The following is a 12,052-nucleotide window of genomic DNA, read 5'->3' as shown; positions in this document are numbered from 1 at the left end:
CAGAAAGCATGTCGACGGTATTGACAAAATTTGATCATTGGAAACAGTTTCTCGGCGAGCGCGTCAAGTCGGCCAAACAAATGGGGCTGAGCGAAGAGACGATCAGCAAACTCGCCTTCGAAATCGGCGAGTTCCTCGACGAGAAAGTCGACCCGAAGAACGACGAAGAGCGCGTGCTCAAGGAACTGTGGGACGTTGGCGACACCGAAGAACGAAAAGCAATCGCGCGCATGATGGTGAAGCTTGCGGAGAAGAACGCATAATTTTTCGGTCGTGGGAAGCCTCCAGACAGCTCGGAGGCTTTTCCTGCGATCTTCTTCATTCGTGCAGGAATTTGACGGGAATTGTAGAAAAAGAATAGAAAATCTTGTGATCGACCTCACATCAGGCCGGAGGTTTCCCGTCTTGGAATTGAAGCAATGGTACATGGAATACAAGATTCACAAGAACCGCCCCGGTCTGCTCGGCGATATCGCTTCGTTGCTCGGCATGCTGGAAGTGAACATTCTGACGATCAACGGCGTCGAAGACCGGACGCGCGGCATGCTGCTGCAGACGGACGATGACGAAAAGATCATGCTGCTCGGCAATCTGCTCAAGAAGGTCGACAGCATCACCGTCAATGCACTGCGCCCTCCGAAGCTGGTCGACATATTGGCGATCCGCCACGGCCGATATATTGACAGGGATTCCGACGATCGGAAGACGTTTCGGTTCATCCGCGATGAGCTGGGGCTGCTCGTCGATTTTCTCGGTGAATTGTTCAAACGGGAAGGCCATCAGGTGATCGGACTGAGGGGCATGCCGCGCGTCGGCAAGACCGAGTCAATCATTGCCGGAAGCGTCTGCGCCAACAAGCGGTGGACCTTCGTTTCTTCCACGATGCTGCGGCAGACCGTGCGCAGCCAACTCTCCGAGGAAGAACGGTGCGCGAGCAACATCTTCATCATCGACGGCATCGTCAGCACGATGCGTTCGAACGAGCGGCACGCCGCCCTGCTGGAAGAGATCATGGCCATGCCCTGCACGAAGGTTATCGAGCATCCCGATATTTTCGTGAGAGAAACAGGCTTCGATCCGAGCCTGTTCGATTGCATAATTGAACTCCGCAATTCGTCGGATGAGGAGATTACATACGAATCGTTCAGCCCGGATTTCCTGGACGACCTTTAAACAAGTCCCCTGGAGGTGTGCAAGTTGTCTGAACTGGGCAAACTGCTCCGCAAAGCCCGCGAGGAGCGAGGCTACTCGCTGGATGACGTGCAGGACATCACCAAGATTCGGAAACGTTATCTCGAAGCGATCGAAGAAGGCGACTACAAGGTTTTGCCCGGCACATTCTACGCCCGCGCTTTCGTCAAGAACTATGCGGAGACGGTCGGCCTTGATGCAGAAGAAGTGTTTCGCCTCTATCAGCGGGAGCTTCCGGAGCCGGCGGCGGAGGCGGCGGTTGAGCAGCCGATCGTCAAGCCCCGGCGCGCTTCGGTCCGTTCGTCGGACCGGTGGAGCAAATGGGGATTTCGCGTGCTCATGTGGTCGTTCCTGCTGCTCATCGCGGCAGTCATTTACACCTACGTGGTGAACCAGCAGGACGGAAGCGACAAGAAAACGGTGGACAATGAAACGCCGATTACCGACAACATCGACTCGGGAACAGGCGAGGCGGAAAATCCGTCAGACTCGACGGGGGGACAGGAGGACGTCACGGGAGCAAACGGTGAGACGGGATCGGACACACCGGTCATTCCGGATGAGCCGGAAGTCCAGCAGACGACGCTCACCTTCCTTGAGAAATCCGGAAGTGTCGAACGGTATGCGGTAACGCCCGGCTACACCCATCGCTACGAGGTGGAAGTGGCGGACGGCAAACGAAGCTGGGTTGAAATCCGGACAGGCAGCCGGACCGGCGAGAAGATTCACTATAAGGAAGAGAAAGGTCCCGTCGTCATTTCGTACGAGCTCTCGGGACCGGTGTTCCTGAACATCGGCTCGACGCGAAGCGTCGAAATCCGGATCGACGGCGTCGTGCTGCCGGACGGCGACGACAACGTCCGGCGGTTTCTCATCGAACCGGAGACGGAAGGCGCGGCCGGCATTCCGGGGGCGTGAGCCGCGCAACGTGCATAATTTATGCGGTGTCCGGGCACACTGACGACATCAGACGTCAATCCATACGAAATGAGGCAGATCTCATGTCCACAAGCTGGATCGTCACCGGACTCGGCGTTGTCGTCAGCTTGCTCGGCTGGTATCTCATTCCGAACGCATGGGGATACGGCATCCTCGGATTCGGACTTGCCCATATCGTGCTCGGCATTCTCGACATGTTCAGAAGCCCGGCGCGCGAACGTTAGGCCCGCCGGCACAGCAGCGAAAATTGGCCGCCCGGCTGCAAACCGCAGCCGGGCGGCTTCCGTCTTGTCTTGCAACGTGGTATGCTGTTAAGCAGATACCGGAACAAGATGGAAGGAGTGCGGCCGATGGCTTCGGAGGCATCGTTCGATATCGTCTCGAAGGTGGACATGCAGGAGCTCACCAACGCCGTCCGGCAGGCGGAGAAGGAAATCGAGACCCGCTTTGACTTCAAGGGCTCGAAGAGCAGCATCACGATCGAGAAAGACGAGCTCGTCGTCGTATCGGATGACGAATACAAGCTGAAGAGCGTCATCGATATTTTGCAGGGCAAGATGGTAAAGCGCGGCGTGCCGATCCGCAATCTGGAATACGGCAAGATCGAGCCGGCCGCCCTCGGCACCGTCCGGCAGCGAATCAGGCTGAAACAGGGAATAGACCAGGATGCGGCGAAGAAGATCAATACGATGATCCGCGATTCGAAGCTGAAGGTGAAAAGCCAGATCCAGGGCGATCAGATCCGCGTCTCGGGCAAGAGCCGCGACGATCTGCAAGCGGTCATCCGCATGCTGAAAGCCGCTGATGTCGGCGTAGAACTCCAGTTCACCAACTATCGCTCCTGATGCCAGGTCAAGCCCGTCCGGCCGCGCCAGCAAGCGGCGGTGACGGGTTTTGCCGCTTTTGACAGCCGTTTTATCGGTATATTATACTGAATTGGACAGCCTACGGGTACGGTATGGAGGATGCTGCATGAGAGAGAAAGTGAGCGTTGTCACGCTCGGCTGCGACAAAAACCTCGTCGATTCGGAGATTATGTCCGGCCTGGTGCTTGAGCGCGGTTATGAACTGGTCGACCGTCCGGAAGACGCGACGGTCGTTATCGTGAATACATGCGGTTTCATCGACGCGGCGAAGGAAGAATCGGTGAATACGATTCTGGAACTGGCCGAACTGAAGGAGACGGGAAGGCTGAAGGCGCTCATCGTTTCGGGCTGCCTGACGCAGCGGTACAAGGAAGAATTGATGAAAGAGATGCCCGAGATCGACGGCATCGTCGGGACGGGCGATTTCCATCATATCGCCGATATCGTGGCCGATGCGCTCGGCGGGAAGAAGCCGGTGCGGGTGGGGCACCCGGCCTTCGACTACGACCAGGCGCTGCCGCGCCGGGTCATGACGCCGCGCTATACCGCATATGTGAAAATTGCGGAGGGCTGCGACAACGCCTGCACGTTCTGCAGCATTCCGCTGATGCGCGGCAAGTTCCGCAGCCGCTCGATCGAGTCGATCGTCCGTGAAGTCGAGTCGCTCGCGGCCCAGGGCGTGAAGGAAATCTGCCTCATCGCCCAGGATTCCACCAATTACGGCACGGATCTGTACGGAACGTTCAAGCTGCCCGAATTGCTGAACCGCGTCAGCGAAGTCGAAGGCATCGCCTGGGTTCGGCTCCATTACGCCTATCCCGGGTTTTTCACGGATGAGCTGATCGAGACGTTCGCTTCCAATCCGAAAATCTGCAACTACTTCGACATTCCGCTGCAGCACAGCGAGGATCTCATTCTGAAGCGGATGCGCAGGCCCGGACGGCAGCGCGACGCCCGCGAGCTGATCGCGAAGATCCGCGCGCGAATGCCGGACGCCGCGATTCGCACGTCGCTCATCGTGGGCTTCCCGGGCGAGACGGAGGAAGATTTCGAGCGGCTGTGCGATTTCGTCCGCGAGATGAAGTTCGACCGGCTCGGCGTGTTCACTTACTCGAAGGAAGAGGATACGCCGGCGGCAAGACTGCCGGATCATGTTCCGGATGACGTGAAGGAATACCGGGCGGCGGCGCTGATGGAAGTGCAGCGCGAAGTGTCGAAGGAGACCGCCGCCAAGCGGATCGGGCAAGTGATCGACGTGCTGGTCGAAAGATACGACGGGCGGAGCGACGTCTACGTCGGCCGCTCCCCTTACGACGCGCCGGAGGTGGACGGCGAAGTGTTTATCACCGGATGCCGTCCGGAGATCGGTTCGATTCAGCGCGTGCGCATCACGCATGCTTTCGAGTTTGACCTGTCGGGGGAGGGAGTGGTGTGAATCTCGCCAACCGCATTACGCTGGCCCGCATCTTCCTGGTCCCGATCATCATGTTCTTCCTGCTCGCCCGAATCGATTTCGAGCCGATCGCGTTCGAGAACTTTTCGATCACCTACAATCAGATCGTCGCCGCACTCATCTTCATCATTGCCGCCAGCACGGACGGGCTGGACGGGTATATCGCGCGGAAGAACAAGCTGGTGACGAATCTGGGAAAGCTGCTTGACCCGCTGGCGGACAAACTGCTGGTCGCGGCCGTGCTCATCTCACTGGTCGAGATGGACAAGCTCGACGCCTGGATCGCCATCGTCATCATCAGCCGCGAATTCGCCGTCACAGGCTTGCGCCAGGTCGCCCTGCTCGAAGGGAAGGTGCTCGCCGCCAGCCGCTGGGGGAAATGGAAGACCGGCGTGCAGATTACGATGATCATCGCCCTCTTGCTCAACAACTTTCCGTTCGCGCTGGTCAGCATTCCGTTCGACATCGTGATGACATGGGTGGCGGCCGTCATCACCGTCTATTCGGGCATCGACTACTTCGTCAAGAACAAAAATCTCATTCCGGTGCAATAAGTGCAGCAATGAAGGGCAGAGACTCGCGCGGGGGCTCTGCCCTTCCGCATGTTCGCAAGTTTACACCTTCGCCAGCACATCCCGCTTGAACTGCTCCAGCGCCTCGTCGGTATCGATGGAGTATCGGCACTCGAGGCCGACAAATCCGTCAGGCCGGCGATGTAAGCTTTCGCGGCACGTCTCGTCCACCAGGCTGATGAACCTTGTGCACGTCGCGACGATCCGGGCGATGCGCTCCTGCTCCCTGGCGATGCGGTCCAGATCGTCGAGGTCCCACCAGGCGGAGCCCGTGAAATCCGTGTTCCCTGATCTTCTCCAGATGCCAGATGACGTCCTTGCCGGGGTAGGCGCCGATGCACAATGAAATCTTCATTCGCTTCACGTATCGAAAATTATCACCATATAAGTATGTAACGCCTATATCAGGCAAAAAAAAGTGCATTTTTGCACTACATGCTTCAAGGGGATATCAACCGCTCCATGAGGCCTTTGTGGCGGGTATGTTCGTAGCGTGTGTGAGCCGCTTCATGTCCGGCAGTTGCTTTTCAAGCCCGAGACCATATAAGCTTAAGGATGAGCTGATATTCCTGTGCAAAATCGCTTGCGCCCGCCCGGCAGGGGACGGCGCTTGATTGGAAAGGAGACTTGACCGGTGAAAGCCGAAATCATCGCCGTAGGGACGGAGCTGCTGCTCGGACAGATTGTCAATACGAATGCGCAATATCTCTCGCAGGGACTCGCCGCCCTCGGCATCGACGTTTACTTCCAGACGGTCGTCGGAGACAACGCGGGCCGAATCCGGCAGGCGATCGAGACGGCGCGGGGCCGGGCGGATCTGCTCCTGTTCACGGGCGGACTCGGACCGACGCAGGACGATCTGACGAAAGACGTGCTTGCCGACTATCTGGGCCGGAAGCTGATCGTGCACGAGCCGTCCATGAAGAAGATCGAGGAGCGGCTGGCAGGCAGGCTGATGCTCATCGAAAGCAACCGGCGCCAGGCGCTCATGATCGAAGGCAGCGAGCCGCTGCCGAACGAGACGGGGCTCGCGGTCGGCAACGCGCTCATGGCGGACGGCACGCACTACGTGCTGCTTCCCGGTCCGCCCGGCGAGATGAAGCCGATGTTCGACGGACCGGCGACTGCGTGGCTGCTCCGGCAGCTCGGCGAGAGCCGTCCGCTCTATTCGATGACGCTTCGCTTCGCGGGCATCGGCGAGTCGGCGCTTGAAGATTTGCTGATCGATCTGATCAAACGGCAGACCGACCCGACGATCGCGCCGTACGCGAAGGAGGGCGAGGTGGCGATCCGGCTTTCGACGAAAGCGGCAAGCGAAGCGGAAGCGGCGGCCAGGCTCGGCGAAACGGCGGCAGCCATCGAACGGCTGGCCGGCCGGTATCTGTATGCGAGGGAGGATGTGCCGCTGGAGCAGACGGTTGTCGATTTGCTGCGCGCTTCCGGCAAGACCGCTGCCGCCGCGGAAAGCTGCACGGGCGGGCTGCTCGCCGAGCTGCTCACCAGCGTTCCGGGCAGCAGCGAGGCGTTCGCTGGCGGCTTCGTGGTCTATACGAATGCGATGAAGCGAAATCTGCTCGGCGTGCCGGCCGATCTGCTCGAAGGACCGGACGCGCCGGGCGCGGTCAGCGCGCAGACGGCCGAGGCGATGGCCGTGCGGACGCTCGAGCGCGCCGGAAGCGACTATGCGATCGCGATCACCGGCGTCGCGGGCCCGGCGCCGTCGGAGGGGAAGCCGCCCGGCCTCGTCTATGTTGCCGTCGCCGAGCGGGGCGGCCGCACCGAAGTGCATGAGCTGAAGCTGTCGGGCGGCCGGGCCGGCATCCGTCTGCGGGCCGCCAAGCATGCGCTGTACCGGCTTTGGGAGCGGCTGAACGGAATTGTGAAAAATTCGTGAACAGGATTGCCAAGCCTTCCCTCGGCGGATATAATAGGTGTCAGTTGACGGAAGAACCGCAGCGAAGATTGCTTTGCTGCGGTTCTTTTTCTGTTTCGGGTCGGGCGCGTCACCGAAGAAAAAATGCGAATGTATGTTCGAAAAACTACTTGGCAATCGCCCGGAAATGCTTTAATATGGGATCATAACGGCAAAGGAAGTGGTATTGTGTCGGATCGCCGTGCGGCGTTGGAAATGGCTTTGCGCCAGATTGAGAAACAATTCGGCAAAGGTTCCATCATGAAGCTGGGCGAGCAGGCAGGTCTTACGGTCGAGACCGTGCCCAGCGGCTCGCTGGCGCTGGATATTGCCCTTGGTGTCGGCGGCATGCCGAGGGGACGGATCATTGAAATCTACGGGCCCGAATCGTCCGGAAAAACGACGGTCGCGCTGCATGCGATCGCCGAAGTGCAGAAGATCGGCGGCCAAGCCGCGTTCATCGACGCGGAGCATGCGCTTGACCCGCTCTATGCGAGCAAGCTCGGCGTGAACATCGACGAGCTGCTGCTTTCGCAGCCCGATACGGGCGAACAGGCGCTCGAGATCGCGGAAGCGCTCGTGCGCAGCGGCGCCATCGACATCATCGTCATCGACTCGGTTGCGGCGCTCGTGCCGAAAGCCGAGATCGAGGGCGAGATGGGCGATTCGCATGTCGGCCTCCAGGCCCGGCTCATGTCTCAGGCGCTGCGCAAGCTGTCCGGCGCGATCAGCAAATCGAAGACGATCGCGATCTTCATCAACCAGCTCCGCGAGAAAGTCGGCGTCATGTTCGGCAATCCGGAGACGACGCCGGGCGGACGCGCGCTGAAGTTCTACGCGAGCGTGCGGCTGGAAGTGCGCCGCGTCGAGACGATCAAGATGGGCAGCGAGCTCGTCGGCAACCGGACGCGCATCAAGGTCGTGAAGAACAAGGTGGCGCCGCCGTTCAAACAGGCGGAAATCGACATCATGTACGGCGAAGGCATCTCGAAGGAAGGCAGCCTGATCGACATCGGCACGGAGCTGGATATCATCCAGAAGAGCGGGGCATGGTTCTCGTTCGAAGGCGAACGGCTCGGCCAGGGCAGGGAGAACGCGAAGCAATATCTGAAGGACCGTCCCGACATCGCGGCCAAGATCGAGAAGCAAATCCGCGACGCCAGCAATCTGATCGGCGCGTCGGCAACGTCGGCCTTCGCTGCTTCGCCGGATGAGGACGACGAATTCGAAGACGATTTCGAAGCGTAAGGATACGCGGGCACCTTCTGCCAAGGTGCCCGCGTCGCTTTAAAAGAAATAAACGGGCGCGCCTTCCATTGTGGACGCGCAAGCCGTTTTTGCTTGAGGAGGAGCGTTCATGCCGCACAAGATCCGCGCGGTCGAACGGGACGGGAAAGGCCGCTACGTCATTTACGGAGATGGGGAAGACGAGCCGCTGCTCGTCGTGCACGAGGATGTGCTGATACGCCATCGTCTGTTCAAGGGAACGGAGCTGGATGAGGAACAGCTGGCCGAAATCGGGCGCGAGGCGCACGAACAGGAAGCCTACGGGGCGGCGCTGGCGAGTCTCGGCCGGCGCAGCCGCACCCGGAAGGAACTGGCGCTGTACCTGTCGCGCCGGGGGTTCCCCGAGCAGGTCTCGAAGGCGGCGCTGGATCGGCTCGCGCGGGAAGGCTACCTTGACGACAGCCGGTATGCGCGGGAGTTCGCGCGCGTGCGGGCGGAAGGCTATTATAAAGGAAGAAATTTGATCCGGAGTGAATTATTGAGGAAAGGCATCAGCCGGGGTGAGGCGGATGCGGCGATCCGGAACCTCCATCCGGAGACGGAGCGGCGCGCGGCCGTCGAGGCGGCGCTCAAGAAATGGCCTTCGCTCCGGGGCGAATTCCGGGACCGCACGCGCAAGCTTGCGCAGTTTCTGTACCGCCGCGGATATACCGGAAGCGTCGTGCGGGAAGCCGTCCGCGCCGCGGCCGGAGACGGGGCGGCGGATGCGGAGGATGACGGCTTTTACGGGGACTGACGGCGCCCGGGCGATTGCTTGACAATTGATTTTCACAAAAGATAAAATGATTCTGTATTCCTTCTTTTTGAATCGATTTTCCTTCCAGAAATTGATTCGAACCGATCTTTTTCGACATGAACCGAAAGAAACGGTGGAACACCGGCTGAGAACCGAATACGATCCATGGCTTCGGCTTTGGTGAGAACGAGGAGGTGAGAGGATGCCTATCGAAATCTGGATCTGGCTCCCGATCGTTCTCGTTGTTGGCGCAGTATTTTTTGGCATTGGCTACTGGGTACGGAAATCGATCGCCGAAGCGAAAATCTCGAGCGCGGAGAAGGCTGCCGAGCAGATTCTGGAGAACGCACGCAAGGAAGCCGACGCGCTGAAGAAGGAGACGATTCTCGAGGCGAAAGACGAAGTACACAAACTCCGAGCCGAAGCGGAACGGGAAACACGCGAACGCCGGAATGAATTGCAGCGCCTGGAACGGCGTCTGCAGCAGAAGGAAGAGTCGCTGGACCGCAAGCTGGAAGCGCTGGAGCGCAAGGAAGAGCAAGTGGCCAACAAAGAGAAGCGAATCGAGGAAACGCAAGAACAGATTGACGCGATATATCGTCAGCAAGTTCAGGAGTTGGAGCGCATCTCCAACTTGACTTCGGAAGAGGCCAGACAGATCATTCTGTCGAATGTCGAGCAGGAAATCCGTCACGAGACGGCACAGATGATCAAAGATATCGAGCAGCAGGCCAAGGAAGAAGCGGACAAGAAGGCGAGAAACATCATCTCCCTGGCGATTCAGCGTTGCGCGGCCGACCATGTGGCCGAGACGACCGTTTCGGTCGTCGCGCTGCCGAACGAGGAGATGAAAGGCCGCATCATTGGCCGGGAAGGCCGCAACATCCGCGCGCTGGAGACGCTTACCGGCATCGATCTGATTATCGACGACACGCCGGAAGCGGTTATCCTGTCCGGGTTTGACCCGATCCGCCGCGAAATCGCGCGCACCGCGCTGGAGAAACTGGTGGCGGACGGACGCATTCACCCGGCGCGGATCGAGGAAATGGTCGAGAAATCCCGCAAGGAAATCGACGAGCGGATCCGCGAATACGGCGAACAGGCGACGTTCGAGGTCGGCGTTCACGGACTGCATCCGGATCTGATCAAGATTCTCGGACGTCTGCGCTATCGTACAAGCTATGGCCAGAACGTGCTCAAGCACTCGATCGAAGTGGCCTATCTGGCGGGTCTGATGGCCGCCGAGCTCGGCGAAGACGTCATGCTGGCCCGGCGGGCGGGACTGTTGCACGACATCGGCAAAGCGCTGGACCACGAAGTGGAAGGTTCTCATGTCGAGATCGGCGTCGAGCTGACGAAGAAGTACAAGGAACACCCTGTCGTCATCAACAGCGTCGCGTCGCACCACGGCGATACGGAAGCGACGTCCGTCATCGCGATGCTGGTCGGAGCGGCGGACGCGCTGTCCGCGGCTCGTCCCGGCGCCCGTCGCGAGACGCTCGAGACGTACATCAAGCGGCTGGAGAAGCTCGAAGCGATTACGGAATCGTTCGAAGGCGTCGAGAAATCGTACGCCATCCAGGCCGGCCGCGAAGTGCGCGTCATGGTGCAACCGGACAAGATCGACGATATCGAGGCGTTCCGGCTGGCGCGCGACATCACGAAGAAGATCGAGAGCGAACTCGATTATCCGGGACATATCAAGGTCACGGTTATCCGCGAGACGCGCGCTGTGGAATACGCGAAATGAACGACCTGAGAGCGGCTGGTACCTGCCAGCCGCTCTCTTATCCATATTGGGAGGGAAATGCATGATCGTACTCTTCATCGGCGACATCGTTGGCAGCACGGGACGCGCCGCATTGAAGCAAGTGTTGCCGTCGCTGAAGAGCAAATATCAGCCGCATCTGATCGTGGCCAACGGGGAGAACGCGGCACACGGCCGCGGCATTACGGCGGCGATCGCGCGGGAGTTCTATGAACTCGGCGTACACGCGATCACGATGGGGAACCATACGTGGGACAACAAAGATATCTTCGAATGGATCGATGACGAGCCGCGCATCGTCCGGCCGGCGAATTTTCCGCCCGGCACGCCCGGAAGAGGATCGACGGTGGTGAAGGCGAACGGCAAGACGCTCGGCATTCTCAATCTGCAAGGACGCACCTTCCTGCCGCCCCTCGACTGCCCGTTCCGGGCGGCGGATGAGCTGATCGGGAAGCTCAAGGCGCAGACGCCCTGCATTCTGGTGGACTTCCATGCGGAAGCGACTTCGGAGAAAATCGCGATGAGCTGGTATCTGGACGGACGGGCGTCGGTTGTCGTCGGCACCCATACCCACGTGCAGACGAACGACGACCGGATTCTGCCCGGCGGGACGGCTTGCCTCACCGATGTCGGCATGGTCGGCTCGCGGGACGGTGTGCTGGGGATGGAGCGGTCATCCGTCGAATACCGCTTTCTGACGCAGCTGCCTTCCCGGTTCACGGTCGACGAAGGCAAATGGCAGTTCCATGCCGTTCTGGCGGAAATTGACGACGCGACCGGCAAAGCGAAATCGATCGCGAAGATTCGTCTGACGGAGGATGAATGGCTGCTGATGCAGTAGCAAAACGGCCGCAAGGCGGCCCTTTTGCCGCCGCAAATTGTCAATCAATTCGGAACAGTGTGCAAAGTGCGTGTACAACAGCAGGAATTTTTCGACCCCTCTCGAATAAGATGAATAGTGGATTCCATCCATCATTCCCGAGGAGGTACTTTCCATGGAGGTATTAAAAGTTTCAGCAAAGTCCAATCCAAATTCTGTCGCAGGCGCGCTGGCGGGCGTATTGCGCGAACGCGGGTGCGCAGAATTGCAGGCAATCGGGGCTGGTGCGTTGAATCAGGCGATCAAGGCCGTGGCGATCGCCCGGGGATTCGTCGCGCCAAGCGGGGTGGATCTGATCTGCATTCCTGCATTCACCGACATCGTCATTGACGGGGAAGACCGCACGGCAATCAAACTGATCGTCGAGCCTCGCTGACTGCAGCAGACAAACACAACGGCATACCTTCATCCGTTGCTTGGCGAACGGAACGATCCGAAGGAACGAGAT

At 59.4% G+C, this 12,052-nt stretch carries 14 protein-coding genes; 13 read left to right on the top strand and 1 reads right to left on the bottom strand.

Annotated features, from left to right (window positions below; all coding sequences use genetic code 11):
• The first annotated feature begins 8 nt into the window (after window positions 1-8).
• The 7 genes from THECO_RS09900 to pgsA all read left to right on the top strand — a co-directional run bounded on the left by THECO_RS09900 (window position 9) and on the right by pgsA (window position 5,003).
• On the top strand, window positions 9-263 hold the full coding sequence (locus THECO_RS09900; protein ID WP_015254901.1) for a DUF3243 domain-containing protein: 255 nt from the start codon (window positions 9-11) through the stop codon (window positions 261-263).
• Window positions 264-405: 142 nt separating this feature from the next.
• On the top strand, window positions 406-1,173 hold the full coding sequence (locus THECO_RS09895; RefSeq protein ID WP_015254900.1) for a DUF3388 domain-containing protein: 768 nt from the start codon (window positions 406-408) through the stop codon (window positions 1,171-1,173).
• Between the two features lie 24 nt (window positions 1,174-1,197).
• The gene (locus tag THECO_RS09890; protein ID WP_015254899.1) at window positions 1,198-2,109 is read left to right on the top strand and encodes a helix-turn-helix domain-containing protein; all 912 of its coding nucleotides are present in this window, start codon (window positions 1,198-1,200) and stop codon (window positions 2,107-2,109) included.
• Window positions 2,110-2,192: 83 nt separating this feature from the next.
• The gene (locus THECO_RS21995) at window positions 2,193-2,354 is read left to right on the top strand and encodes a hypothetical protein (RefSeq protein WP_015254898.1); all 162 of its coding nucleotides are present in this window, start codon (window positions 2,193-2,195) and stop codon (window positions 2,352-2,354) included.
• 126 nt (window positions 2,355-2,480) lie between these two features.
• Window positions 2,481-2,975 carry a YajQ family cyclic di-GMP-binding protein gene (locus THECO_RS09885; RefSeq protein ID WP_015254897.1) on the top strand — a complete coding sequence of 165 codons (495 nt, stop codon included), beginning with the start codon at window positions 2,481-2,483 and terminating at the stop codon, window positions 2,973-2,975.
• Window positions 2,976-3,102: 127 nt separating this feature from the next.
• Entirely contained in the window at window positions 3,103-4,431 is a 1,329-nt protein-coding gene (rimO, locus tag THECO_RS09880; protein WP_015254896.1) for a 30S ribosomal protein S12 methylthiotransferase RimO, read from the top strand.
• Entirely contained in the window at window positions 4,428-5,003 is a 576-nt protein-coding gene (gene pgsA, locus THECO_RS09875) for a CDP-diacylglycerol--glycerol-3-phosphate 3-phosphatidyltransferase (RefSeq protein ID WP_015254895.1), read from the top strand. The genes rimO and pgsA overlap by 4 nt, the downstream gene beginning before the upstream one ends.
• A 60-nt stretch (window positions 5,004-5,063) precedes the next feature.
• On the opposite strand, the gene THECO_RS22510 is transcribed toward pgsA, so the two are convergent.
• Complete coding sequence (locus THECO_RS22510; RefSeq protein WP_269724202.1) at window positions 5,064-5,192, bottom strand: hypothetical protein; 129 nt, start codon at window positions 5,190-5,192, stop codon at window positions 5,064-5,066.
• Between the two features lie 463 nt (window positions 5,193-5,655).
• On the opposite strand from THECO_RS22510, the gene THECO_RS09870 reads away from it, so the two are divergent.
• The 6 genes from THECO_RS09870 to THECO_RS09845 all read left to right on the top strand — a co-directional run bounded on the left by THECO_RS09870 (window position 5,656) and on the right by THECO_RS09845 (window position 11,980).
• On the top strand, window positions 5,656-6,915 hold the full coding sequence (locus tag THECO_RS09870) for a competence/damage-inducible protein A (protein ID WP_015254894.1): 1,260 nt from the start codon (window positions 5,656-5,658) through the stop codon (window positions 6,913-6,915).
• 207 nt (window positions 6,916-7,122) lie between these two features.
• On the top strand, window positions 7,123-8,181 hold the full coding sequence (gene recA / locus THECO_RS09865) for a recombinase RecA (protein ID WP_015254893.1): 1,059 nt from the start codon (window positions 7,123-7,125) through the stop codon (window positions 8,179-8,181).
• Window positions 8,182-8,290: 109 nt separating this feature from the next.
• Window positions 8,291-8,956 carry a regulatory protein RecX gene (locus tag THECO_RS09860; protein WP_015254892.1) on the top strand — a complete coding sequence of 222 codons (666 nt, stop codon included), beginning with the start codon at window positions 8,291-8,293 and terminating at the stop codon, window positions 8,954-8,956.
• Between the two features lie 202 nt (window positions 8,957-9,158).
• Window positions 9,159-10,706: a ribonuclease Y gene (gene rny, locus THECO_RS09855; protein WP_015254891.1), complete on the top strand. Its 1,548-nt coding sequence runs from the start codon at window positions 9,159-9,161 to the stop codon at window positions 10,704-10,706.
• 61 nt (window positions 10,707-10,767) lie between these two features.
• A complete protein-coding gene (locus THECO_RS09850) occupies window positions 10,768-11,565 on the top strand; it encodes a TIGR00282 family metallophosphoesterase (RefSeq protein WP_015254890.1) in 798 nt (265 codons plus the stop codon).
• Window positions 11,566-11,719: 154 nt separating this feature from the next.
• Window positions 11,720-11,980, top strand: a complete 261-nt coding sequence (locus THECO_RS09845; RefSeq protein ID WP_015254889.1) for a stage V sporulation protein S — start codon at window positions 11,720-11,722, stop codon at window positions 11,978-11,980.
• Window positions 11,981-12,052: the final 72 nt, after the last annotated feature.

It is taken from the genome of Thermobacillus composti KWC4 (genome assembly GCF_000227705.2).
GTDB lineage: Bacteria > Bacillota > Bacilli > Paenibacillales > Paenibacillaceae > Thermobacillus > Thermobacillus xylanilyticus.
The sequence above is the reverse complement of the archived record's forward strand: the minus strand, read 5'-3'. Positions and strand labels throughout refer to the sequence as shown.

Excerpts from the sequence above, each read along its gene's own strand:
- THECO_RS21995 (WP_015254898.1), top strand. The coding sequence starts at position 2,193 with ATGTCCACAAGCTGGATCGTCACCGGACTCGGCGTTGTCGTCAGCTTG.
- THECO_RS09885 (WP_015254897.1), top strand. The coding sequence starts at position 2,481 with ATGGCTTCGGAGGCATCGTTCGATATCGTCTCGAAGGTGGACATGCAG.
- THECO_RS09900 (WP_015254901.1), top strand. The coding sequence starts at position 9 with ATGTCGACGGTATTGACAAAATTTGATCATTGGAAACAGTTTCTCGGC.
- rny (WP_015254891.1), top strand. The coding sequence starts at position 9,159 with ATGCCTATCGAAATCTGGATCTGGCTCCCGATCGTTCTCGTTGTTGGC.
- rimO (WP_015254896.1), top strand. The coding sequence starts at position 3,103 with ATGAGAGAGAAAGTGAGCGTTGTCACGCTCGGCTGCGACAAAAACCTC.
- THECO_RS09845 (WP_015254889.1), top strand. The coding sequence starts at position 11,720 with ATGGAGGTATTAAAAGTTTCAGCAAAGTCCAATCCAAATTCTGTCGCA.
- THECO_RS09850 (WP_015254890.1), top strand. The coding sequence starts at position 10,768 with ATGATCGTACTCTTCATCGGCGACATCGTTGGCAGCACGGGACGCGCC.
- THECO_RS09860 (WP_015254892.1), top strand. The coding sequence starts at position 8,291 with ATGCCGCACAAGATCCGCGCGGTCGAACGGGACGGGAAAGGCCGCTAC.